Raw genomic sequence first — 22,535 nt, 5'->3', positions numbered from 1 at the left:
TCTTGCTTTGGTTGCGGCTTCTTACGGTTTAGCCAAATCGTCTAATTCTGCATAGCTAGGCAAGGTGGTGTCGATCGCTTTCCCGTTCCGCAAGACAATGCGATCGTGCTGCGATCGCGATAACAGTTCTCCATAATTTCGAGCTTTGAATAGCACCAAATCTGCGGGGAGTCCAACCCCAATCCGCCCGACATTCGGCAATCCCATTAAATCCGCCGGGGTAGAGGTAATGGCATTTGCCCAATCCCCAAAGGGACGATCGAGTTGAGCAATCTTTACCGATTGGCTGAACACTTCTAATGCATCATGATCGCCATAGGCATGGAAGGGATCCCGGCAATTGTCTGATGCGATCGCCACTGGAACCTTCGCTTGTTTCAATTCGTGCAGAAGCGTCACACCGCGCCAGCGGGGAGTTCGATTAGGGGCGCGGTCTTGCAAGTATAGATTGCACATGGGCAGGCTCACGACACCGATTCCAGCTTTTTTGACTAAAGCGATCGTGGTTTCTGCTTCTGCTGCATCTTGGACTGCCAGACTACAACAATGTCCACAGACTGTTTTATTGCGGTATCGATGTCGAATCGCGGCTTCAGCGATTCGTCGCAAAGTATTCGAGTCGGGATCATTATTTTCATCTACATGGAAATCCAGATTGAGTTTGCGATCTTTCGCCATTGAAAAAACGCGATCGATCTGTTGATCAATGTCAGGATTAATAAATGAAACGCCACCTAAAATTCCATCTGACTCTGAAACTAGATCAGCTAATTTCTCTCCTTCAGGTGTTAGAAAATAATCCAAAGAGACAAGACAAACCGCCTGTAAAATAATTCGATCCGCCCATTGATCTCTCAATGCTCGAAATATCTCAAAGCTCATCTCACCGAGCTTTCCGGCTGAATCTAAATGCGTCCGAATCGCTTTTGTTCCATGAGCATAACTACATTTCAGACCAAACTCCATTCGACGATAAATATCATCTGGATTCCAATTTTTCTGAGCATCTACTCTAACTGTATTCAGCGCACTTTCAAATGTTCCATCCGGATTTGGAGTGCGATTCCAGATGTGACCTTTATCTAAATGCGTATGTAAATCTGCAAAACACGCCCAGATCATTCCCCCCTGTAAATCGATCGACGGATAGACATAATTCTGATAAGTTCCTGCTGCTAAAATTGCGCTGATCACACCTTCAACAATTTCTAGATCAACATGCAGCAAATGATCGGTGGGTGGCTTACGGGTTGCCCATTTATTCCCATTCACCACCAGGGAAGCGGGCACATGAGCATTTCTGATCCAGTAGTGATGCGCATCAAAAATCATAAGTTTGGGGAATTTCGCTATAGATGATTCTGCCATGCAAATTATCGAAATCCGAGTACACTGAAAAAGCTCGAAAGTTAATGTATTAAAAGCGACATACTTATGGAGTGGCATCCCACAGACGCGCAGAGTTTAGCCCTGATCGATCGAGAAGTTGGCGATCACATGCTTTCTCCTGCTGAATACGAAATTGTCCGACGGGTTATCTATGCAACGGCTGATTTCGACTACAAATCCCTGATTCACTTCTCTGATCTTGCCTTGCAGTCTGGTGCGGCTGCCCTTGCTGCGCGCACGACTATTATTGTTGATGTGCCAATGGTGCAGGTTGGCATTAATACGAATATCCAAAATACGTTCGCTAATCCCATCTACTGCAGTATGGAAGCGATCACCCGTCCCCAAAAAGAGAAAACCCGCGCTGCTTGGGGGATCGAAACGCTCGCTAGACGTTACCCAGAAGGTATTTTTGTCGTTGGGCAATCTCAGACGGCTCTGATTACACTGGCTGCGTTAATTCAGAAAGAAGAAATCAAACCTACCCTTGTGATTGCCACGCCTTCTGGGTTTCTCGATATTGAAGCCGCGAAAGCCAGATTGAGTAATGCCTTAGTTCCAAACATTTGTACCCAAGGAAGAAAAGGCAATGCAGTGGTTGCAGCCGCGATCGTCAACAGTCTAGTAGATCTGGCATGGCAAGCTTACGGGGGGGATAATGCAGTTTAATCCCAATCGGACGATCGCCGCTTGGATTTAGGAATGCGTTTTCTAGGACGAGGCTCGTCATATTCTTCGTCCCAACGCCGCTCATTCCGTTTCGATCGCGGCGGTTCACGGTAATCATCTTCAGGCTCGATCGTATTAATTTGCCGACTGACCGCCTCAAATTCGTCCCGTCGTAGATAAGGATAATCGCTCACCCAAACTCCGACTCGGCTCACGAAAATATCACTCACTTTAGCAATCCGCCCTAAATCAGGACGATCCGAAAGTGCCAACATTTCAGCCGTATCTCCAACCCGGATTGCCTGATGTTCTCGTTTTAGGGGAACCTGAATCCGAGTCTCAAACCCTGTTTCATCTCCTACGACGACATTGATTCGCCGTTCCCGATTCTCAGTGACAACTAATTCTCCTCGGTTATTCACGCTTTCTTCTGTCCCGACGAGTTCATCGGTCACGAACACATCCAGAACTTCGCCGCGCAAGAACCCTGCATATTTATATCGGCGATAACCTGCATTCCGAACTGCCGCCTGAATAGCAGGACTCCACAACCAATAAACCAGCGCCAGGATAATCAGAAAAAACGTGACTGCCTGCACTACATCCTGCAATTCCCCGGTTGCAAAGAAGGCGCGAATCAGCAAGGCTCCTGCTACCGCAGAAATCGAGATCAGAACCCGTCTCAGAACGTCAGAAAGCTTTCCCCAATAATATTTGTACTGTGCGCCAGTTCCGACTAATGGAATCAGGTCTTCAAACTTTTTGCGACTTAGAGGGACTAGCATAGTGGACACAAAAATCGAAATATTTTCAATTTTATCCGGTCTATCTGGACTTCGCCGACTTAGACTTTGGTTGAATTGATTTTAGGTGAAGTGTGCAGGGAAAATTTACGGAACCGTCTGGATATTCGACTTTAGTCTGAGATAAAAATCGGTACTTTTTGCGAGGGGATTTGACCTGCTTGTCACTGAGAATAGATTCAAATCTGAGGAACGCACTCGGAAAAGCTAAGCAACTAGGGGGCAACTAAGTTTGTTTGGTGTATCCGGTTAAAGGCGTGCCTTACAGGTAGACTGCCTGACTCTGGGGGCTTTTAAGAGTCAGGCAATTTTTTGTTTAAATTCGTGTGATTGTTGTCGAATAGCACTTTATTCTGCTAGCAATTTGCTGTTCTTTCAATCTACACATAGAGCAATCCGATTTGAGTTGTGAAATTTGAGAACGCTCCTAAATTCTCCATGCTGAGGGACTGAGAAGTCTCAAAATTCCCAGTTTCAAAGTCTCCAAAATTTGGGGGATTTAGGAAACACAACAGATCGTGCATTTCACGATTAATTTGGGACTGCGATATAAGGAGATTGTGTTTCGTAATGGAGAAGTTAAGCAGATCGTTGTGCAGGGTTAGGGCTGGAATAGCTGTTTAGGAATTTCTCTTTGATCACTTTGCAATGAACGTGAATATCCTAGTTGCTGAGCTTTTCGTGCAAGCCCTTCTTGTGGGCTAAAAACTTTAGCATTCCAGATATCATGACAGACTGCCCAATATATTCTGTTAGATCCAGAGTTATAGCCGAATACATCGCCACCAGGATTCAGGTAGTGAAGGTAAATTAGCTCGTCATTCGGTGCAGAGGTGAATGCTACAAAAGGTTGGCTGGTTGAGCAATAAACCCATCGTGAGGTTCGTTCAGTCTTAGAGTCTTTACCTGTAAATTGAGTTTCAACTTCAATTCTGTAGAGCTGATTTGCTGCTCCACCCAGCTGATTTTGATGGACTAATGTTCTGCTCAGTAAAGATGATTCCCAGCAAGTACCTTGACGACATCCCGAATCAAGAACTTGTTTAGGTTGTGCGATCGCGGGAAGAGAGACAGTCAAAATGCTCGAAAGCGTGATGAATTTGAGAATGCTCATTATGAGACTACTGAAAACACTTTAGTAATGGCTTAGACTTTCTGAGTAGATTGGCCAAACCCAATACTAGCGGACATTGTAGCGCAGATATACCCAAGTCTAGCCACCATCCAGAAACTTTCACAAACTGAGAGTACAGTCGATGAAAGTACAGTGAACAGTTCGGTTCATTGAACGGATGGCAAGAACTCTAGCAGTAAGCTGCAATATCTTCACCACAGACATCTGCTAGGTAACACAGTGCTTTGAATCGTAATCCTACGAGTTGTTCGTAGAACGGGTTCAGTTTGCACATCGGCGGAATGTGAAACAAAACGCGACCGAAGAAGCGGACATCACGTTCAAATGGGCATTGGGCAGGAATGAGGCGACAGAAGAAGTGAGCAGTTTCAGCGGTGTGAATTTCAAGATTGTCGAGTTTTTCAGCGATCGGACGGAGAAGGGAAGCTGCAAGTTTGTGAAGTGTAGGGTACAACATGACTGATCTCCTGAGCTGTGAGGTGTTGGGGATTTGTTCTCTGCTACTGACTTATACGGTTGAACTGGATGGTTTATGCAAGGTGGCTTGGAAGGCTTTGAGCTTCAGAGATGGTACAACAGAGAGCGCTACTTGAAAATTTTGGCACTGGACGGATATCAAATTGAACATTGTCGATCGACAGCTGCAGATGTTGATGGAAGGAGCAGAGTGTTCTACCTTTTTCTAAGCAGTGCGCGAACAGCTTTGCTGTGCCAAAGGCAATGTTCTCAAAATGGAGTGAGTTGGTATCGCGGAGACGTTATCCTGAACCTTGTAGGTTGGACTCTAGATTATGTTGCGGCTCAGTGAAATAAAGCTCCCGTTAGATCATACCGAAGCGGAAATTGAAAGCGCCATTCTCGACATGCTGCACCTTAGGGCAGAAGAATTGGTTGGGTATTCCATTTTTAAGCGCAGCTATGATGCCCGCAATCGAGGGGAGAAGATTACTGCGGTCTATATTCTGGACGTAGAAATCAAGCAAGAAAAACGAGTACTGCAACGGTTTAAGAAAGATCCGCGGGTGAAAGAGACACCGGATATGAGCTATCGTCCCGTGGCTCACGCGCCGCAAGGATTTACAGAGCGACCGATCGTCATTGGCACAGGGCCTTGTGGGATGTTTACGGGGCTGATGCTGGCGCGGATGGGATTTCGCCCGATTCTGCTGGAGCGGGGAAAACAAGTCCGCGATCGCACGGCCGATACGTTTGGCTTTTGGAAAAAGAGAGCTGACTTTAATCCAGAATCGAATGCTCAGTTTGGCGAAGGCGGAGCAGGAACTTTCTCCGATGGCAAACTCTACAGCCAAGTTCGCGATCCGCAACACTATGGGCGGAAAGTGTTGACAGAATTAGTCAATGCGGGCGCTTCACCGGAGATCCTGTATGTAAATCGTCCGCACATTGGGACATTTAAGCTGGTGGGAATCGTTGAGAAGATGAGAGCAACGATCGAATCCTTGGGCGGTGAGATTCGCTTCCAAAGCCGAGTCGAAGAGGTCTTGATTGAAAATCGGCAAGTGCAGGGCGTTCGCTTAGAGAGTGGAGAAATCCTCGAAAGTCGGTATGTGGTGCTCGCGATTGGACACAGCGCTCGCGATACGTTCCAAATGTTGTTCGATCAAGGTGTTTATATTGAGCCGAAACCGTTCTCGATCGGCTTCCGGGTTGAGCATCCGCAGCCCGTGATTGATCGCGCCCGATACGGACAATATGCAGGCGATCGACGATTGGGGGCAGCAGATTATAAGTTAGTGCATCATGCCAAAAATGGGCGATCGGTGTATAGCTTCTGTATGTGTCCCGGTGGATTAGTCGTTGCTGCGACTTCAGAGCCAGGGCATGTCGTCACAAACGGTATGAGCCAGTATTCTCGCAATGAACGTAATGCTAATAGTGGGATTGTCGTTGGCATTTCGCCCGACGATTATCCAGGAAGTCCTTTAGGGGGAATTGCCTTGCAGCGACAGTTAGAAAAGCGGGCGTTTGAGTTAGGGGGCAGAACCTATGAGGCTCCAGGGCAGTTAGTCGGAGACTTTATTGCCGATCGTCCGTCGCGCGAATTTGGCAGTGTGTTGCCGTCCTATGCGCCGGGTGTGCGGTTAGGAGATTTGGGATCGAGCTTACCAGAGTACGCGATCGCGGCAATCCGCGAAGCTCTCCCCGCCTTTGAAAAACAAATCGCAGGGTTTGCGATGCCCGATGCGGTTCTGACGGGTGTAGAAACTCGAACCTCTTCCCCGATTCGGATCAAGCGTGGGGAAGATGGGCAGAGTGTGAATACTCAGGGTTTGTTTCCAGCGGGAGAAGGCGCAGGCTATGCAGGCGGAATTCTTTCAGCAGGAATTGACGGCATTAAGACGGCGGAAGCGGTAGCGTTGCGGATGCTGGCGACTTAAGCGCACAGATCAATACCGTTGCAGCAACCGCGATCGCTCTTTCTTCATTCCACCAGGGAGAGGCTTGCCACCATTGCCAGAGGGGAAGACTGCCTTTACTGAGATTGCAGCGGTTACAGACTGCGACTAAATTTGACATGACATTCCTGCCCCCTTTGGATTCAGCCACGATGTGATCCAAGGTGAGAACTTGGGGAGTACGTCCACAGTAGGCACAGGCTCCATTGAATCGTTGTTTGATTCCAGATTTGAGCTTGTGCTTTTGGGATTTCCGCCCGAGTTCTCGAAAGGGGGGCTTTGAATTCATGCGCTTAATTTCATCCCTGTTTTGTTTTTATCTTGGTTTTGTGCAGGTGCGACTTGCAGAAGTAGAGTTTAAGAGTAACTCAGTGAGTGTGAAAGGTGAGGTAGATTACACCTATGGTTGAGAACGAATGGATTGAGGAGGCTCACTGGTCACAGTAGTAGCACGATCGTGGGCGTTTCCCCTCTTGTATACACGATTAAAAGCGACTGAATCATTCAGTAGGTGCGCTCGTAAAAACAATGCACTCCATCGGGCGATCGTTGCAATTGCTTGAAGTTGATTTAGAGTGGGTCGGCTTGGATCACGGGGATTATCTTGATTGGTCATGCTGTAGTGATTTGCCTCCTTGACGATAATGAGTGCCTTTGGCGGTGTTTGAATGTGCTTGTAAAATTGCCTGTGCATATCCCCGGAAAGCACTGATTCTGAATCGCTCTTAATCCGACATAACCACCGAGCGAGTGTCCTAATAGTCCCAGTTTGGTTGTGTCAACTCGGTTCGCGAGACGGGATTTAGAATTTGCATTTTCGGCAATCATCTGTTTGAGCACATCGTTAACTTGCTGTTGTTCTGCTGCGAACCCGGTGAAGCAAATGCGTGCTTGGTATTGCAAGACGTATTGATGATGATACAGGCACAAGTCAAAGCAGCATAAATAGGCTTTCTCATAATTTTGCTCCTGAATACGAGCAATCAGTTCTTCTAGTTTGATGAAATTGCTCAGTGAATTCTACTGGGTTCATCAGGCTGAGGGAATTCGTCAAACATGAGGGATGAGCTTAAGCGGATATGGATTCCGATTCAGTGCTTGGCGTGTCCAATGGTGAGGAAGCATGGAGAGCGATTTGCTGAGCGAGGAAGTATTTGGAGGCAGTGAAATTGTGAGCAGCACTGTTGCGATCGCGGACTAAACTCCCTGCCGCTTAAACCATGCTTGAAGCCGTTGCCATCCTTCGATCGCTTCTCTCTCCCGATAAGAGGGACGATAATCCGCAAAGAAAGCATGAGGTGCATCTGGATAAACAATGATTTCAGACTGGCTCTGCCCGGTTTTGAGTCGAGCTTGCATCTGTTGCACTGTTTCAAGCGGAATGCCTGTATCTTTGCCGCCGTACAGTCCTAGAACTGGAACCTTGAGCGATGCTGCAATATCGATTGGATGCTTAGGGGTGACTGGTGTTGCATCACCGACGAGGCGCCCGTACCATGCCACTCCTGCTTTGACTTGGGGACGATGTGCTGCATAGAGCCAGGTCATTCGTCCTCCCCAACAAAAGCCTGTGATTCCTAACCGTTCAGCATTTCCCTTGGCTGAGCGCACCGCCCAATTCACGGTTGCATCTAGATCAGACATGACTTGGGCATCTGGAACCTTGGCAACAATCGGACGAATTTGATCAATGCTGCTTAACTTTGAGACATCGCCTTGCCGGATAAATAATTCAGGTGCGATCGCGACATAACCTAACTTGGCAAATCGGCGGCAAACATCTTGGATATGCTCATGCACCCCAAAGATTTCTTGAATCACCAAAACAATTGGAAAATTAGAACCTGTCGCTGGCTGCGCTCTGTAAGCAGGAAGCTCGCCATCTGCAACGGGAATTTTGACGGCACCTACAATCAATCCCTTCGCGTCAGTCGTGATTGTTTTGGCTGAAATAGGTTGTACCGCTAGGGCAAACCCTGTTGCGAGAGTAGCAGTAGCAATGAATTTCCGGCGCGTAAACTCTTTCGTCATTTTTATAGCTGAGCAATTTCGCTCCGATTTTACTGGCTTGACGAAGTTAGCGATTCTAGCCTACGAGAGATATTCAGAAAATCGAACGGGGTTTTGTCAGTAAGAGAGGAGTGATGTTCCTGGATTAGTTATTGATTGATCGGCAAAGTCACTGTAAATGTCGTGCCAACATTCACCTCACTTGCGACGGAAATTGTTCCACCCGATTGCTCAATGACCTGTTTCACAATGGCTAGCCCTAACCCTGTTCCTGAAATATTGCCGACATTGCTTGCACGAAAAAAGGATTCAAACAGGTGTGCTTGATCAGTGGGAGAAATACCAATCCCTTCATCCTGGACTTGGATGATCACTGCTGCTGATTCACACTGCAATCGAAGCCGAACAGTGCTTTGAGGGGGAGAATATTTGATGGCATTGGAGAGCAGATTGGTGAGAACTTGGCGCAGCAATACCTCATTCACATGAACGCTCAGGCATTCTGCTGCACAGTCAAACTGAATTGTATGGTTAGCTCCCATACCAAACTTGATCTCTTCCACTAATTTGCGGCAGAACGGCTCAATAACAATCAATGTCATATTTGCCGTCGCCCCGATCGCTTCTGCTTTGCCCAATGCCAAGACATCATCGAGTAGAGCAGTCATTGTTCTGACGGCGATATGGATGCGTTGAGCAAAGTCGGCTCGCCGTTCTGGTGATAAGTCGCTTTTCTCTAGCAGTCGAGAGAACCCAAAAATGATATTGAGAGGATTGCGAAATTCATGGGACACCATTGAGACAAAGCGCGTTTTGATCTGTTTGAGTTCGCGTTCTTGTTCTAGGGCAGCTTGAAGTTGAAGGGAAAGTCGTCGCGATCGCAGTAAGATTTCCACTCGTGCCTGTAACTCTAACTTTTCGATTGGTTTGCTAATCAGTTCATCAACAGTTTGCCAGAGATGTCGCGTCACCAGTCTGATATCCGGTTGGAGCGTAATCAGCAAAACAGGCAAAAATACAGGTTGCTCTGCGTTTTTCCTCGCCTGTACCCATTCCCACAAATGGTGTAAGGCTGGTCCATCCAAAATGCACAGGTCAAACGGTTCATTGAGCAGTGGGACAGCATGCTTTGCCTGCACCACAGACTCTCCAACGGTGACATCGTAATATCGTCCTAGCCACTCTGTCAGGAGGCGGCGATTCTCCGTTTGCTCAACAAAGATCACAATTCGGTTCATCGCTTACTCACCCTCTAGCAATTCGGGGATACCTGTGAGGATACCTCGAAGTCGATTGAGCGGATTGCCAACTTTGATCCCATCCTGACTGATTTGAAATTCACGCAGGGTTTTCTCAAAATCGCTGATCCGCTTCTTCAGTACGCCGATCACACGCCTCAATTCACCGTGTATTTCCAGATAGCGCAGAAAGATAATATTGTCTGCTAAGTAGCTAATCCCAATTTCGGTTGCCTGAAATTCTCCGGTAATCGATTCAACTTCATTCACTAGCAGAACAGCAACCCCCAGGTTTTGCAAATACTTACAGAGGGAATGAATGTGAGGGGTTAAGTCTTCGCCTCGAACTGAGAGCCGATACCCCGATACACTATCGATCATGACAATCCGTGCCTGATGTTCTTCGACTTCCTGGCGCACGAGGTTGGCAAATTCATCAGGGGTATAGTGGAGCGGTTCGATTTGCACGATCGATAAAGTGCCGCGCTCCTGCATGGCGTGAACCGGAATATTGACTCCTTCAGCCCGATGCAACAGCGTTTCCTTGTTTTCCTCAAAGGTGTAAATCACGGATCGCTCTCCCCGTCCGGCTGCTTCTTTCATAAACTGAAGCCCTAACGTACTCTTGCCTACCCCACTCGGGCCACTGATGATGGTAATCGTGCTGCGTTCAAGACCGCCATGCAACAGTGCATCAATTTCTGGAATTCCCGAGGAAATCGTTTCTACGGTCAGCGCTTGTTCCGATACTCTGGGTAATAGTTTCGGAAAAAGCTGCATTCCTTCACTCGTGAGGCGAAAGCTATGATTGCCGCTGCGAAAATCGCTTCCTCGAAACTTGGAAACCGACAGGGTGCGATTGTCCTCATTAAAGTTCAAGTCAAGCACCCCGTCGCTCATGAACTGTAAATCATCGTCGGGGGCTTCGACGCTGTGTTCTGAGGTAAACAGCACCGTAATATCTTTCTCTGTCAGAAATCGCAGAAACGACAATACCTGCTTACGGAACTGAAAGGTATTGGTTGCCAGGTAGCGAAATTGGGTCATTGAGTCGATGAAAATTCGCTGCGGCTTTAGGCTTTCAACTTGTTCTACAATGCGTTGGGTTGTTGGCTCGCGCTCGACTTCAGCGGCTGAGAAAATATCGTAGGTTTGTACTTGAGCAAAAAAGTCGGAGGTGGGGCTAAGGTCAAGAAACGTGATGCCCTGAGTGTTGAAGTTCAAGCCTTCAGCTGTTTTTTGCAGTTGGGCAACCGTTTCTGCCAGTGTAATGAACAGAACGGTTTCACCGTTTGCGGTTCCCGACGCTAAAAAGTGCATCCCTAAGGTTGTTTTACCTGTACCCGGTCCGCCTCGAACCAGATAAGCACGACCGGGTACATATCCACCATGAAGCACTTCGTTGAGTCCTGAAATTCCCGTCAGTAGTCGATCGTGAGTCATCTGTAAGCCATCTCCCCTCATTGCCTAATCCTGATAAAACGTGATGTAATGTGCCTTTTCTGCTGTGCGGGAGTTGACTGTCCGTTGAGGGTCAGAAAGTTCAGGCTTCATGGGGTGAGTTACCTGTCTCTTTTGGCTACGCTGCCTAGCAAGCACAAACTGAATTAGAAACGAGAATACCAGTAAGGACTTAAATGTCGCGAAAAACAAAAGGAAAATTCGGCAACCATACTCTCACAAGGCAATTGAACACCTGCAATATTTATTCGCAAAAAACGGAAATTTTCACATTCTGAGGCAAGATACTCAGAATGTGACAAGCCATTTTTCAGAATTTATCGGCTTCTAATCTGGCTCTGTTGGAGTTGCTGCATCATTTGTTCTTGCGTCAATGCTGGCTCTTTGCAACTTAACCCCTGGCACACTAGCGCCACAGCGTTTTCTGGTAAAGCATCAATGACAATTAGCGCAGTTGTGGGCAAGTATTGGGTTTCGAGCGGAGTAATTTGCTCGATCGAACTCCGAACCAGTGTTTGATTGCGAAACCAATCGAGTGCAACAAACAAACTTGGACAAGCAGAAGGCGATTGTTCCATCACGCTTGCAAACGCTTGTAAGGCTTGCTCTGCTCGATCGAAGTAATCTAAGTTCTCAGTCAGTAACGATAAACAGACTAAATTCGCGATCGCGATTCCATTCGCTGCGGGTGTCGCATTATCTGCATAGCTCCGTTCTCGAATGAGTAAATCTCGACTTGCATCTTTTGCTGTGTTGTAATATCCACCTTGCTCTAAGCTCCAAAGATACTCGTCAAACTCAGCTTGAATCCGAATCGCTGCTGCTAGCCAATCTGTCTGATTCTCTGGCGCATCGGATCGAATGCTCCGTGTGGCTTGATGTAAATCAAGTAGAGCTTTGATGAATAGAGCAAAGTCCTCAGCTTGAGCAAGTAGCTCAACTTTGCTGCCATAATTTAGGCGATAGAAGCGCTGATCGATCCATTGATTTTGCAGAATGAAATCTGCGGCTTGGCTGGCAAGTTCTAAGTATTCTAACTCTCGGAAAACTGCATACGATCGAGCGAGTCCCGAAATCATTAAACTATTCCAAGCAACAATCATTTTTGTATCGGTGACGGCTGGAATTCGGCCTGACCAAGCAATTGATTTTGCTTCTTCTGCATTCCGAGCAGGCGGAAACGGATCACTCACACAAGCTCCATATCGAACTTCAAACAACTTGCTGAGGGCAGTTTCAGCAGTCTGTGAAAGTTGGTTAGAGTTCTGGCGTTGTAGTACGATTTTGCCTTCAAAATTTCCAGCAGGAACAATTGAGAACTGTTCCGATAGCTCTGTGAATTCTTCCGAAGTTAGTAACGCTTGCAGTTCTGAATAGCTCCATACATAGAAAGCTCCTTCTTCGGGTTCTGCATCTTCTGGAGTAACAAAACTATCGGCATCTTGTGCGGCATAAAAGTAGCCTTCGGGTGCAGTCATTTCGCGTTTGAGCCATTGAGCGGTTTTCGCGATCGCTCTTTCAAACGCAGGTTCTTGCACACCTAATGCCCAGAGATTTGCTAAATATTCGACAATCTGCCCATTGTCGTACAGCATTTTCTCAAAGTGCGGAACTGTCCAAGTCGCGTCCACGGTATAGCGATGAAATCCGCCTGCGACATGGTCAAAGATGCCACCTAAAGCTAAATCTAAGCCGCGTTGAGTCACTGCTTCGCGCGCGTCATACCGATCGAAGTCGAACCGAACTGCGTGCAGGACTGCATCCGCATAAGGAATCATCGGAAATCTTGTACCAGGCATTTGTGCCGATAGAATCCCGGTACTATATTCCAACCCCAGTTTTAAGAGTTCGTCGCTTAAAGTCTGAGTGGGAAGCAGAACTGAGTTTTGGAGATTTGTGAGAATTTCTGATTTGACTCCATCGATCTTGGCACGATCGCTGTCATACAAGCGCCGCAACGTCTGCAAGATTTGCAAAAAACCAGGACGACCATATTTGGGATCGATTGGGAAATACGTTCCGCCATAGAACGGGACTAAATCGTCTGGAGTTAGAAAAATATTTAAGGGCCATCCTCCTTGTCCCGTAAGCATTTGCAGCGCTTGCATATAAATGCTGTCGAGATCTGGGCGTTCCTCGCGATCGACCTTGATCGGTAAGAAATTCTCATTTAGATAGTCAGCGATCGTCTCATCTGAAAACGCTTCACCTTCCATCACCGTACACCAGTGACAAGAAGAGTACCCGATCGAGAGGAAGATGATTTTGTTTTCTCGGCGTGCCGTCTCGATCGCATCTTCGCTCCAAGCCCACCAGTTGATCGGATTGTGAGCATGTTTGCGTAGATAAAGGCTTTGGGCATGGAGTAAGCGATTCGGCATAGAGCGGTGAAGAACACGATTTCAAAATTGTGCTTGAAATCCGCAAATTCTTCACCCCTCTGAGCTAATTTGAGCTTATTTTGCTTCTCCCCGCAAAATCGCATTGCCGTCTTTGAAGTCAATATCCTTGATATCCAGACCGCGCAGCTTCATCTCGATATTGAGTTGCTCCTGCACTTTGGCAGCAGGGATGCCCAAGCGATTGGCAACTTCTGCGATCGTAAAACTCATATTTCCAATCTGGATTTTTGCATTTTGATCAAACCGTAACTTGCCATTTTGCATTTCTGGTTTGCCTTCAACGCCGATGTAAACTTTGCGATCGCTCATCGGAATTTTTTGCGTAATTTCAGATAACAAGTTTTGCTGTTTTGATCCCAGTCCGCTATTTTTTAACTCCTGAACATCTACAACCGCTCCTGTTTTTAGCTTGTCATCTTTCAGCGAAGTATGAAATCCTTTCACAGAGTTTGGTAAGGGTTGACCGCCACTTTTTTCAGTGATCTTTGTTACCAAAAGATCATTCAATTCCTGAGAATTTAGGGCAACTTGTACATTTGAATTTGGGCTGGAAGGCTTGTCAGGCGAAGCATTAGCAACAATCTTTGTATCAGGAGAAACCCGATTGGGTTGTGGAATTGATTGAGCTTTCTCCTCAATCTTTTTTTCAACAGCTGCCCCAGACTTTTGAATTTGGGCATAAGTTTTGGGATTCTTTTCTCCCTGCGCATACCATTCGGGTAATTGTGTCAACTGTCTCCAGAAATAATAAATTCCTGACGCAGTTCCAAGCACAATTCCCGTCGTGATCAATAGAAATAAAACACCAGATTTCTTCACAGCTACCTCAAGTCAATCTTGTAGGATCTTCAGTCAATCTATTATGTAAATTCGAGTTAATCAATCACTTGTTCAGATACTGCACTGATACGACCTATGCAACACGATCGCGCTTAGGTCGCTAAAATGTAGAAAATTCACTGGACTGGATTCATGATTCCTACCGTTATTGAAACCTCCGGACGCGGCGAACGCGCCTTTGATATCTACTCTCGACTCTTACGGGAGCGAATTGTGTTCCTCGGTAGCGCGATCGATTCCGATGTCGCCAATTTGGTCGTAGCTCAACTGCTGTTTCTCGAAGCCGAAGATCCCGAAAAAGATATCTATCTCTACATCAATTCTCCGGGTGGCTCGGTGTCAGCCGGGATGGGTATTTATGACACGATTAAGCAGATCGGCCCTGATGTCTCGACGATTTGTGTCGGTTTTGCGGCTTCGATGGGCGCATTTCTCCTAAGTTCTGGCACAAAAGGCAAACGGATGAGCCTGCCTCACTCGCGGATTATGATTCACCAACCGCTCGGTGGTGCTCAAGGACAAGCGACGGATATCGAAATTCAAGCGAAAGAAATTCTGTATCTCAAGAAGCGCTTGAATACGATTCTCGCGGATCACACAGGTCAACCGCTTGAGCGAATCGAACAGGATACAGAGCGCGACTTCTTTATGTCTGCCACAGAAGCGAAGGACTATGGATTGGTGGATCAAGTCATCGATCGTAAGCCTTCTGCTACTCGTCCCGCAGTTGTGAAATAGTTTGTCAATTTCACTCTGGTTTGATTCTGTCTCGCTGGGATTCCATCTCGCCCCGGATTTTCATTGACGGGTGGGATGGAATCCCAGCAAGAAGACCGAAATGATGAAGAATAAAGTGAGAAGGTAATTTGATTCACGCTTATTTGAAATTGCTATGACTCAAGTTGAAGGTGCTGTTTTTTACGATCGCTCATCCTGGGGACGCATCCAAGTCTCAGATGCTGATCGCCTCAATTTTCTCCACAATCAAAGCACCAATACATTTAATCTCAGAAAACCCGGCGAAGGTTGCGATACTGTCTTCGTCACTTCAACGGCTAGAACGATCGATCTCGCAACGGCGTACATTCTAGAAGATTCGGTGATTTTGCTCGTTTCACCTGGTTTGACTGAAAAGCTGATGAAGTTTCTCGATCGCTATATATTCTTCGCAGATAAAGTGAAACTTGCTGATATCACTGCCGAGACTCAAACAGTCTCAGTCTTGGGTTCAAAGAGCCATGACATTGTCAAAGAACTGGGTGCAGCCGAGTTGATCGCTCAGCCTTACGGAACGCACTGCCTTGTTGATGGAATTCGGATTGCGGTTGGCAGTGGACTCGCGACTGAAGGCTATACCTTGATCAGCGATCGCTCAATTGATCTCACTGCAAAGCTCAAAGAATTGGGCGCAACTGAAATCGATGATCAAACTTGGAATCAGTTGCGGGTTGAACAAGGTCGTCCGATGCCAGGAGAGGAATTGACCGATGATTACAATCCTTTAGAAGCCGGATTGTGGCACACGATTTCATGGAATAAAGGGTGCTATATCGGACAAGAAACTATTGCCCGTTTAGATGCCTATAACGGCGTGAAGCAAAACCTATGGGGCATCAAGCTCAATCAAGTGGTTGAGCCTGGAACAGTTGTGACGATCGCGGATGAAAAAGTTGGAAAAATTACTAGCGTTGTCGATGCGGTCACGGACACGTGTGCCGGAGGCATCGGACTTGCCTATATTCGCACCAAAGCAGGTGGAGCAGGATTACAGACTGATCTCGGTGAGATTGTTGCACTCCCGTATTTGACGCGTGAAAAACAGAATTGAGAGATAGGGAGAAATTTAAGCCTGGATTCTCCCGATTTCCCAACTGGCTACGGACACAAGACCCGGACGATAAACTCTTAGAAAGTGTTTAAAAGGTAATCTTTCAGACACATTCACCCGCCCCCGGACTGAAAGTCGGGGCTAGTTGAACGAAGTCCACTGAAGGGACTAAAATTCAATCAGAATGGGGTCTTCAGTCCTTTTCAAAGGACTTTGCACTGTTAGCCCCGAATTCATTCCGGGGCGAGATAGAACGCAGCGAGGAAACATTTGATACTTTTAAAACACCCTTTTAGGGTTTCTAAGCTTCCACCAGTTGATTCTCTTGTCTCAAACAAGCCTCAATGAATGGATCAAGTTCCCCATTCATTACGTCCTGAACGGCAGTTGTCTCTACATTCGTTCTGAGATCTTTCACCATCTGATAGGGATGGAAGACATAGTTGCGAATCTGCATTCCCCAAGCCGCCTCAACCATATCGCCTCGAATCTCCGCGATCTCTTTGGCGCGTTGTTCTTCTGCGATGATCAGCAGTTTGGCTTTTAGATATGCCAGTGCTTTCTCTTTGTTTTGAAGCTGCGATCGCTCTTCTGTACACCGCACTGCAATGCCTGTTGGCTTATGGACAACTCGCACAGCCGTCTCAACTTTGTTGACGTTCTGCCCACCTTTACCGCCCGCGCGAGAAGTCGTGATTTCTAAATCCTTCTCAGGAATATCTAACTGCACCGATAAATCAATCATCGGCATGACTTCCACGCCAGCAAAGCTCGTCTGCCGTTTGTCATTGGCATTAAACGGCGAAATCCGAACTAAGCGATGCGTCCCTTTCTCAACTTTGAGATAGCCATAGGCATACCGCCCATCAATCTCAAGCGTGGCAGACTTAATCCCCGCTTCGTCTCCTTCGGAAACTTCCATCAAATGCACCTTATACCCGTGAGCTTCACCCCAACGGGTATACATGCGCAACAACATTTCCGCCCAGTCTTGGGCATCGGTTCCACCTGCACCTGCATTAATGGTCAGAATTGCACCCTTGGCATCGTAAGTGCCAGACAGCATTTGTTGCAGTTCCCACTGGTCGAGATCCCGTTGAAGCTGCTGTGTTTTCGCTTCAGCTTCTTCGAGCAGAGATTGATCCATTTCGAGTTCGAGCAATTCTAAAGTCGCTTCAGCGTCAGCGAGATCAGATTTCCAGCGATCGAACTGTTCGAGGTGAGATTTGTAGTCGTTTAATTCTTGAAGGGTGCGTTGTGCCTGGGTTTGGTCGTCCCAGAAATTCGGTTGAGACGCAATTTGCTCCAGGTCTTGAATTTTCGCAGTCAGAGCAGGAACGTCAAAGATAGTCCTGGGTAGTTCCCAGGCGCGAAGTGAGCAATTCGACATTCCGTTTTAATTCAACGGTATCCATACTAAACAAGCATAAAATGGCATTTCTGATTGTAGCGCCGATTTTGCATTCAGCGCTAAAGTCCAGAACTCTAGAGAATGATCCAGAGCAGAATCCCGATCGCAAAACTTACACCGATCGTAATGAATGTCTTTTTCAAGCGCTGCAAAATCGGCTGAACTTGATAGCTGACTACCAATCGATCTTGCGCGAGAATTTCGGGCGGTTTTTCCCACATCTGCCCGTCATACCAGCCAGATTCCTCGTAAAAGATCGCCGTATCACTTAAGCGCCGTTGCACATATGCCCAGCCCAGATAGAGCCGCACCAGTGCCAAACCCGGAATCACAAATGCTCCTGCCGATGCAAATAAGAGAAATTGGGGTAAATGCTTTGCAGGCGGAAAACTCACCGCAGCTACAGGCGCAGCAACAAGCCAACTTATTGCCCAGAGAATCACTACAGGCTTGAGATAGGAAATGCGATCGAGCGTTGCCCAGCGAAAAAACCAAGATTCCTTCAGTTCTTGATATTCATTGAGCGGCTGCTGTTCGTCGGGAACTGGACAAGTAACAGAATTCATGACGAAACGGAGAAAGTAGAAGGATATTCGTAAGTATAAAAGACTTATCCTAACTAAGGGAACGAAGCAATTTTGGATTTAGGCGTAATCTGCTGCGATATGGCGGTGAGGACATTTCTATCTCAGAGCACATGAATTTATGAGGTTAATTGAAAAAAGACGATTCCGATGGGTTGCAGTGGGTCATCCTTGATAAGCCTCCTCAATCCAGAATTTCATCCCAAAATCAGATGCTTTTTCGGAAATCTAGAAAAAAGCATCGGAAGAAACGACTGAAAATACCTGAAGATTTGTAAACTAAATAGTCAGGCAAAGTTAGTGCCATATTTTCTGAGGAAACGGTATGAAGCATCTGGTTACAGTTGAGCGCCTGTGTTTGGCAGGACATTCGTTGGCGCTGGCTTTTGGATTAGCGGGATTATTGCTGGTGCTGCCCAATCCAGAATTTATTGCATCTCTTCCGACGGTTGGGCAAACCGCGTTTGGGTGGAGCATGGCGAATGGCGGAGTCGGGTATATCTTACTCGGGGCTGTGACGGTAGCAATCTATGCTTACCGGACGCTCGGAATACGGCACTGGCTGACATTTATGCTACCTGCAGTGATTCTTTCTTTGGGTAGTGAATTGCTGGGAACCAGTACGGGATTCCCGTTTGGTGCGTATGGTTATTTGAATGGGTTGGGCTATAAGATTGCAGGTCTTGTGCCCTTCACTATTCCCTTGTCTTGGTTCTATGTCGGATTGTGTTGCTATGTGCTGGCACGATCGGGCTTAGAAAGCATTGGACTGCCGCTTTGGGCGAAATTGGTCGGCTCGATCGCGCTCGGTTCTGTATTATTAACTGCCTGGGATTTCGTTCTCGATCCGGCAATGAGCCAAGCGCCTTATCCTTTCTGGGAATTTGGTGAAGTCGGTGAATTCTTCGGGATGCCTTACCGAAATGTCACAGGCTGGTTGGGAACGGGTGCAATCTTTATGTTTGTGGCATCGCTGTTCTGGGGTGCAAAGCCGTTGAATTTGAATCGTGCTCAGTTGTCTGTGCCGCTGATTGTGTATCTGATTAACTTTGCGTTTGGTGCGATCATCACCGTTACAGAGTTGGATTCGCGTTATTTGATTCCGACTTCGATGAGTATTGTTCTAGGCGTGGTTCCAGCGATCGCGCTTTGGTGGATGACGAAGCCTGCTCAAGGGGTTGAGTCTGCGTTGTCTGGAAATTTGACACGCGACGTGCCGACGGTTTCGGTGGGTGTCGGGCAGAAGTAGCGGAGATGGGGAGATAGGGAGATGGGGAGATAGGGGAAAAGAAAGTCACTCGCTCTCTCCTTCTCTCGACCTTTCCTGCAATAATGAACAGCATTTGATTTTTAAGGGGTTGGAAGGTTGACGAACTTCATCGGACAGACCGGAATCTATTGCCTGGGATTAATTGATTCCCAGGCTTTTGTATTTCAGGATGTGTTTTTCCTCGTACTGTTAGCAATTCAAATTCCGGCGGCAGCAATTTTACTCTCGCGATTGCTCAAAGGGGCTGTGCGTCGTCCTCCGCTTCAACCTCAACTGCCGAATCCAAACTTTTTCGGAGCGGTGAGTGTCGTTGTGCCGACGCTGAATGAAGCCGATCGTATTGCACCTTGTCTAGAAGGTCTGACTCGCCAAACGTATGAGGTGCGAGAAATTACGATCGTGGATAGTCGATCGACCGACAAAACGCCGGATTTAGTCAGAGCCGCCCAAGCGACTGATCCGCGATTTCGATTGATTAATGATCCTCCGCTGCCTTCAGATTGGGTGGGTCGTCCTTGGGCATTGCACAACGGATTTTTGGCAAGTTCTTCTCATAGCGAATGGATTTTGGGGATTGATGCTGATACGATTCCGCATCCGAGTTTGGTCTGTAGCTTGCTCGAAATGGCGAATCGGGAAGGATTCGACCTGATTACCCTCTCGCCCCGGTTCATTCTCAAGTATCCCGGCGAGCTTTGGTTACAGCCTGCTTTATTGATGACCTTGGTGTATCGATTTGGAGCAGCAGGAGAAGTCGGAAGTTCTCCGGAGCGAGTTATGGCGAATGGGCAATGCTTCTTTTGTCGGCGATCGCTGTTAGAAAAAGTCGGCGGCTATACCAGCGCCAAAGGGTCTTTCTGCGATGATGTCACCTTAGTGCGAAATATTGCAGCAACGGGTGCAAAGGTCGCGTTCTTAGATGGTGCGAATGTTTTAAAGGTTCGCATGTATGAGGGCATGAAAGAAACATGGGAAGAATGGGGGCGATCGCTTGATCTCAAGGATGCTTCAACCTCGGCGCAAATCTGGGGGGATCTGGCATTTCTCACATTAGTCCAAGCATTGCCGATTCCATTGCTGATTTTAACCGCTGCGATCGTTGCTTCTGGAAATACAACCTTGCCTGCTTTGATCACGTTGGGATTGAATGGAGCCTTGATTGCGATGCGATTGGGATTGAATGCGGCGATCTTGCAATCTTACGATCGCGCTCAAGCGAAAGGAGCAGGATTGTTCTGGCTGTCTCCGTTCGCTGATCCAGCCGCTGTGTTTAGAATTTTCCTCTCGTCTACTCGCAAGCCAAAAAGCTGGCGAGGTCGAACCTATGGGGGATAATGTAACGCTCCTAGGTTTGGCTGGCAGTCTTGTTGCGGGACTCGCAACTGGGGCAGGGGCATTGCCGATCTTTTTCATCAAAGAAATTACGCCTCAAACTCAAGGTGCACTTCTGGGGTTTGGGGCGGGAGTGATGTTAGCCGCGACTTCGTTTTCCTTGGTGATTCCGGGAATAGAAGCGGCTGAGAAACTGGGTGCAAATCACTTGAGCGCAGCCGCGATCGTCGTTGCTGGAATCTTATTGGGTGGTGGGTTTCTCTGGTTCGCAAATCGCTACTTTCCGCATGAGCATTTTATTAAAGGATCGGAAGGTTCAGCCCAAGCGAATCGATTGCGGCAGGTCTGGCTATTTATCATTGCCATTACGCTGCACAACTTTCCAGAGGGATTGGCGGTTGGCGTCGGATTTGGCGGCGGCGATGTTGCGAATGGAATTGCGCTGACTTTGGGAATCGGATTGCAGAATTTTCCAGAAGGATTGGTTGTGGCGATCGCGCTTTTAGGAGAAGGATATCGTCGCCGCAGTGTGTTTGGAGTAGCGTTGTTAACGGGATTGGCAGAGCCAATCGGTGGCGTAATCGGTGCAGCAGTCGTGTCGATCGCTGCAATAGTTTTGCCCTGGGGAATGGCATTTGCAGCGGGCGCGATGCTATTTGTGATCAGTGATGAAATTATCCCTGAGTCACATCGATTGGGAACAGAGAAGCAGGCGACGGTGGGCGTGATGATTGGATTTGTGTTGATGTTGTTTTTGGATGTGGCATTGGGTTAATTGTTCACCCCACTCCCCACTCCCCATTTCCCCACTAACGTGGAGCCGTAATACTCTGAGCACTGGGCGATCGCATATTCTCATCATTCAAGTGATACATCCCCGACCAGCTTGCTAACAATCGCGTACAAATTTGGCGAATATGCTCCTCTTGATTCAAGGTCATTCGCCAATCTGCAGGCAGACCGATCGTGCTATTCAATGCTCCCGATAGCGCACCTGTTAAAGCAGTGACTCCAGGAACCTGATATCGCGTCTGAGCCGCCCGCAAAATCGATAATCTAAAATCTCCTGCCGTGCTGAGAAAACAATAGAGTGCAAGTGCGATCGCGGCATCTCCAGTCGTCGCTTCACTCAAGGTCAGAATTAACTGCACCGCATCTTCTAATCCCACTTTCTGTTGCACCATCGTTTCCACTTGCTGCAATCGCTGAAGTCTGGGAATTCCTTCGGGTGGAGCTAGCAATGCTTCAAACATGGGAGAAACTAAACGGCGCGGATTGAGATCGCCTTTCAAGGCTTGAGCAATCGTGTATCCGATCGCTAAGAGATCCAACTCTGAGATCAGCAAATTTTGCCAAACTTTCAGAACAGTTTGGAGATTCTGCCGCAGTTTTGTAAAGTCATCATGGAAATACAAAAATACGGGGAGAAGCGCGATCGCTGCTTCCGCATTCGTCAGGGGTTCTCGGAAAATCGGATCGCTAGAATTCTCGATACGACTGGGATCAATCAAAGATTCTGCATAAAACTCCATTAGGTCTTCTAGAGAATAGTGACGCGACGGCAGGCGACCCGATGCCTGAATGCCGATCATCTCTCCCATAATCGCGCCCATCATTGTTGCTTGAAATCGATAGAGAAGTGCAGATTGCATGATTATTTTCCGAAACCTAGTGTAGAATTCTCGCTGATTTGGTTCATTTCTCACCGTTTTTATTCTGCAACTTTAGCTCCTCGCCATGCGTCCC

At 47.4% G+C, this 22,535-nt stretch carries 21 protein-coding genes; 7 read left to right on the top strand and 14 right to left on the bottom strand.

Annotated elements, in window-relative coordinates; genetic code table 11:
* Positions 1-21: 21 nt before the first annotated feature.
* On the bottom strand, positions 22-1,332 hold the full coding sequence (locus OU814_RS07615; protein ID WP_268181663.1) for a cytosine deaminase: 1,311 nt from the start codon (positions 1,330-1,332) through the stop codon (positions 22-24).
* 102 nt (positions 1,333-1,434) lie between these two features.
* On the opposite strand from OU814_RS07615, the gene OU814_RS07610 reads away from it, so the two are divergent.
* The gene (locus OU814_RS07610; RefSeq protein ID WP_017289531.1) at positions 1,435-2,058 is read left to right on the top strand and encodes a precorrin-8X methylmutase; all 624 of its coding nucleotides are present in this window, start codon (positions 1,435-1,437) and stop codon (positions 2,056-2,058) included.
* Here OU814_RS07610 and OU814_RS07605 read toward each other — a convergent pair.
* The 3 genes from OU814_RS07605 to OU814_RS07595 form a co-directional block, all read right to left on the bottom strand.
* The gene (locus OU814_RS07605) at positions 2,055-2,843 is read right to left on the bottom strand and encodes a phosphate ABC transporter permease (RefSeq protein ID WP_268181660.1); all 789 of its coding nucleotides are present in this window, start codon (positions 2,841-2,843) and stop codon (positions 2,055-2,057) included. The two genes, OU814_RS07610 and OU814_RS07605, sit on opposite strands and share 4 nt — an antisense overlap.
* A gap of 619 nt (positions 2,844-3,462) precedes the next feature.
* On the bottom strand, positions 3,463-3,975 hold the full coding sequence (locus OU814_RS07600; protein WP_017289552.1) for a hypothetical protein: 513 nt from the start codon (positions 3,973-3,975) through the stop codon (positions 3,463-3,465).
* A gap of 190 nt (positions 3,976-4,165) precedes the next feature.
* Positions 4,166-4,453, bottom strand: coding sequence for a Mo-dependent nitrogenase C-terminal domain-containing protein (locus OU814_RS07595; RefSeq protein WP_017289553.1), 288 nt, complete (start codon positions 4,451-4,453; stop codon positions 4,166-4,168).
* Positions 4,454-4,787: 334 nt separating this feature from the next.
* Between OU814_RS07595 and OU814_RS07590 the strand changes: the two genes are divergently transcribed.
* A complete protein-coding gene (locus OU814_RS07590; RefSeq protein ID WP_268181658.1) occupies positions 4,788-6,395 on the top strand; it encodes an NAD(P)/FAD-dependent oxidoreductase in 1,608 nt (535 codons plus the stop codon).
* Here OU814_RS07590 and OU814_RS07585 read toward each other — a convergent pair.
* From OU814_RS07585 to OU814_RS07555, 7 genes are all read right to left on the bottom strand, one after another.
* The gene (locus OU814_RS07585) at positions 6,352-6,702 is read right to left on the bottom strand and encodes an HNH endonuclease (RefSeq protein WP_268181656.1); all 351 of its coding nucleotides are present in this window, start codon (positions 6,700-6,702) and stop codon (positions 6,352-6,354) included. The genes OU814_RS07590 and OU814_RS07585 overlap by 44 nt on opposite strands.
* A 111-nt stretch (positions 6,703-6,813) precedes the next feature.
* Positions 6,814-7,107, bottom strand: coding sequence for a hypothetical protein (locus tag OU814_RS07580; protein WP_268181655.1), 294 nt, complete (start codon positions 7,105-7,107; stop codon positions 6,814-6,816).
* Between the two features lie 503 nt (positions 7,108-7,610).
* On the bottom strand, positions 7,611-8,444 hold the full coding sequence (locus OU814_RS07575) for a dienelactone hydrolase family protein (RefSeq protein ID WP_017289558.1): 834 nt from the start codon (positions 8,442-8,444) through the stop codon (positions 7,611-7,613).
* 128 nt (positions 8,445-8,572) lie between these two features.
* Positions 8,573-9,661, bottom strand: coding sequence for a hybrid sensor histidine kinase/response regulator (locus tag OU814_RS07570; protein ID WP_017289559.1), 1,089 nt, complete (start codon positions 9,659-9,661; stop codon positions 8,573-8,575).
* Positions 9,662-9,664: 3 nt separating this feature from the next.
* The gene (locus OU814_RS07565) at positions 9,665-11,104 is read right to left on the bottom strand and encodes an ATPase domain-containing protein (RefSeq protein ID WP_268181652.1); all 1,440 of its coding nucleotides are present in this window, start codon (positions 11,102-11,104) and stop codon (positions 9,665-9,667) included.
* Positions 11,105-11,439: 335 nt separating this feature from the next.
* A complete protein-coding gene (locus OU814_RS07560) occupies positions 11,440-13,503 on the bottom strand; it encodes a thioredoxin domain-containing protein (protein WP_268181650.1) in 2,064 nt (687 codons plus the stop codon).
* A gap of 75 nt (positions 13,504-13,578) precedes the next feature.
* Complete coding sequence (locus OU814_RS07555; protein WP_268181648.1) at positions 13,579-14,343, bottom strand: hypothetical protein; 765 nt, start codon at positions 14,341-14,343, stop codon at positions 13,579-13,581.
* A 153-nt stretch (positions 14,344-14,496) separates the two neighbouring features.
* On the opposite strand from OU814_RS07555, the gene clpP reads away from it, so the two are divergent.
* Together clpP and ygfZ are read left to right on the top strand one after the other, a co-directional pair.
* Entirely contained in the window at positions 14,497-15,102 is a 606-nt protein-coding gene (clpP, locus tag OU814_RS07550) for an ATP-dependent Clp endopeptidase proteolytic subunit ClpP (RefSeq protein ID WP_190650579.1), read from the top strand.
* Between the two features lie 154 nt (positions 15,103-15,256).
* Positions 15,257-16,192, top strand: coding sequence for a CAF17-like 4Fe-4S cluster assembly/insertion protein YgfZ (ygfZ, locus tag OU814_RS07545; RefSeq protein WP_268181646.1), 936 nt, complete (start codon positions 15,257-15,259; stop codon positions 16,190-16,192).
* 301 nt (positions 16,193-16,493) lie between these two features.
* Here ygfZ and prfB read toward each other — a convergent pair.
* Both prfB and OU814_RS07535 read right to left on the bottom strand, forming a co-directional pair.
* A protein-coding gene (gene prfB / locus OU814_RS07540) for a peptide chain release factor 2 (RefSeq protein ID WP_144056244.1) occupies positions 16,494-17,607 on the bottom strand; the annotation gives its coding sequence in 2 pieces (ribosomal slippage) (positions 16,494-17,534 and positions 17,536-17,607; 1,113 coding nt in all).
* 70 nt (positions 17,608-17,677) lie between these two features.
* Entirely contained in the window at positions 17,678-18,169 is a 492-nt protein-coding gene (locus OU814_RS07535) for a CGLD27 family protein (protein ID WP_017289565.1), read from the bottom strand.
* 343 nt (positions 18,170-18,512) lie between these two features.
* Here OU814_RS07535 and cruF point away from each other — a divergent pair, with 343 nt between their 5' ends.
* The 3 genes from cruF (at position 18,513) to OU814_RS07520 (ending at position 21,564) form a co-directional block, all read left to right on the top strand.
* Positions 18,513-19,436, top strand: coding sequence for a gamma-carotene 1'-hydroxylase CruF (gene cruF, locus OU814_RS07530; protein ID WP_268181643.1), 924 nt, complete (start codon positions 18,513-18,515; stop codon positions 19,434-19,436).
* A 117-nt stretch (positions 19,437-19,553) separates the two neighbouring features.
* Positions 19,554-20,792 (top strand): 2'-O-glycosyltransferase CruG, encoded by a 1,239-nt coding sequence (gene cruG, locus OU814_RS07525; protein ID WP_268181641.1) that lies wholly within the window; start codon positions 19,554-19,556, stop codon positions 20,790-20,792.
* Positions 20,782-21,564: a ZIP family metal transporter gene (locus tag OU814_RS07520; RefSeq protein WP_268181639.1), complete on the top strand. Its 783-nt coding sequence runs from the start codon at positions 20,782-20,784 to the stop codon at positions 21,562-21,564. The genes cruG and OU814_RS07520 overlap by 11 nt, the downstream gene beginning before the upstream one ends.
* Before the next feature lie 34 nt (positions 21,565-21,598).
* On the opposite strand, the gene OU814_RS07515 is transcribed toward OU814_RS07520, so the two are convergent.
* A complete protein-coding gene (locus OU814_RS07515; protein ID WP_017289569.1) occupies positions 21,599-22,441 on the bottom strand; it encodes an ADP-ribosylglycohydrolase family protein in 843 nt (280 codons plus the stop codon).
* Between the last annotated feature and the right edge of the window lie 94 nt (positions 22,442-22,535).

Source organism: Leptolyngbya sp. GGD (assembly GCF_026735145.1).
Lineage (GTDB): Bacteria > Cyanobacteriota > Cyanobacteriia > Leptolyngbyales > Leptolyngbyaceae > Leptolyngbya > Leptolyngbya boryana.
The sequence above is the reverse complement of the archived record's forward strand: the minus strand, read 5'-3'. Positions and strand labels throughout refer to the sequence as shown.

Coding starts and splice junctions, on each gene's coding strand:
- OU814_RS07615 (WP_268181663.1), bottom strand. CDS start 1,332: ATGATTTTTGATGCGCATCACTACTGGATCAGAAATGCTCATGTGCCC.
- OU814_RS07610 (WP_017289531.1), top strand. CDS start 1,435: ATGGAGTGGCATCCCACAGACGCGCAGAGTTTAGCCCTGATCGATCGA.
- OU814_RS07605 (WP_268181660.1), bottom strand. CDS start 2,843: ATGCTAGTCCCTCTAAGTCGCAAAAAGTTTGAAGACCTGATTCCATTA.
- OU814_RS07600 (WP_017289552.1), bottom strand. CDS start 3,975: ATGAGCATTCTCAAATTCATCACGCTTTCGAGCATTTTGACTGTCTCT.
- OU814_RS07595 (WP_017289553.1), bottom strand. CDS start 4,453: ATGTTGTACCCTACACTTCACAAACTTGCAGCTTCCCTTCTCCGTCCG.
- OU814_RS07590 (WP_268181658.1), top strand. CDS start 4,788: ATGTTGCGGCTCAGTGAAATAAAGCTCCCGTTAGATCATACCGAAGCG.
- OU814_RS07585 (WP_268181656.1), bottom strand. CDS start 6,702: ATGAATTCAAAGCCCCCCTTTCGAGAACTCGGGCGGAAATCCCAAAAG.
- OU814_RS07580 (WP_268181655.1), bottom strand. CDS start 7,107: ATGCACAGGCAATTTTACAAGCACATTCAAACACCGCCAAAGGCACTC.
- OU814_RS07575 (WP_017289558.1), bottom strand. CDS start 8,444: ATGACGAAAGAGTTTACGCGCCGGAAATTCATTGCTACTGCTACTCTC.
- OU814_RS07570 (WP_017289559.1), bottom strand. CDS start 9,661: ATGAACCGAATTGTGATCTTTGTTGAGCAAACGGAGAATCGCCGCCTC.
- OU814_RS07565 (WP_268181652.1), bottom strand. CDS start 11,104: ATGACTCACGATCGACTACTGACGGGAATTTCAGGACTCAACGAAGTG.
- OU814_RS07560 (WP_268181650.1), bottom strand. CDS start 13,503: ATGCCGAATCGCTTACTCCATGCCCAAAGCCTTTATCTACGCAAACAT.
- clpP (WP_190650579.1), top strand. CDS start 14,497: ATGATTCCTACCGTTATTGAAACCTCCGGACGCGGCGAACGCGCCTTT.
- ygfZ (WP_268181646.1), top strand. CDS start 15,257: ATGACTCAAGTTGAAGGTGCTGTTTTTTACGATCGCTCATCCTGGGGA.
- OU814_RS07535 (WP_017289565.1), bottom strand. CDS start 18,169: ATGAATTCTGTTACTTGTCCAGTTCCCGACGAACAGCAGCCGCTCAAT.
- cruF (WP_268181643.1), top strand. CDS start 18,513: ATGAAGCATCTGGTTACAGTTGAGCGCCTGTGTTTGGCAGGACATTCG.
- OU814_RS07520 (WP_268181639.1), top strand. CDS start 20,782: ATGGGGGATAATGTAACGCTCCTAGGTTTGGCTGGCAGTCTTGTTGCG.
- OU814_RS07515 (WP_017289569.1), bottom strand. CDS start 22,441: ATGCAATCTGCACTTCTCTATCGATTTCAAGCAACAATGATGGGCGCG.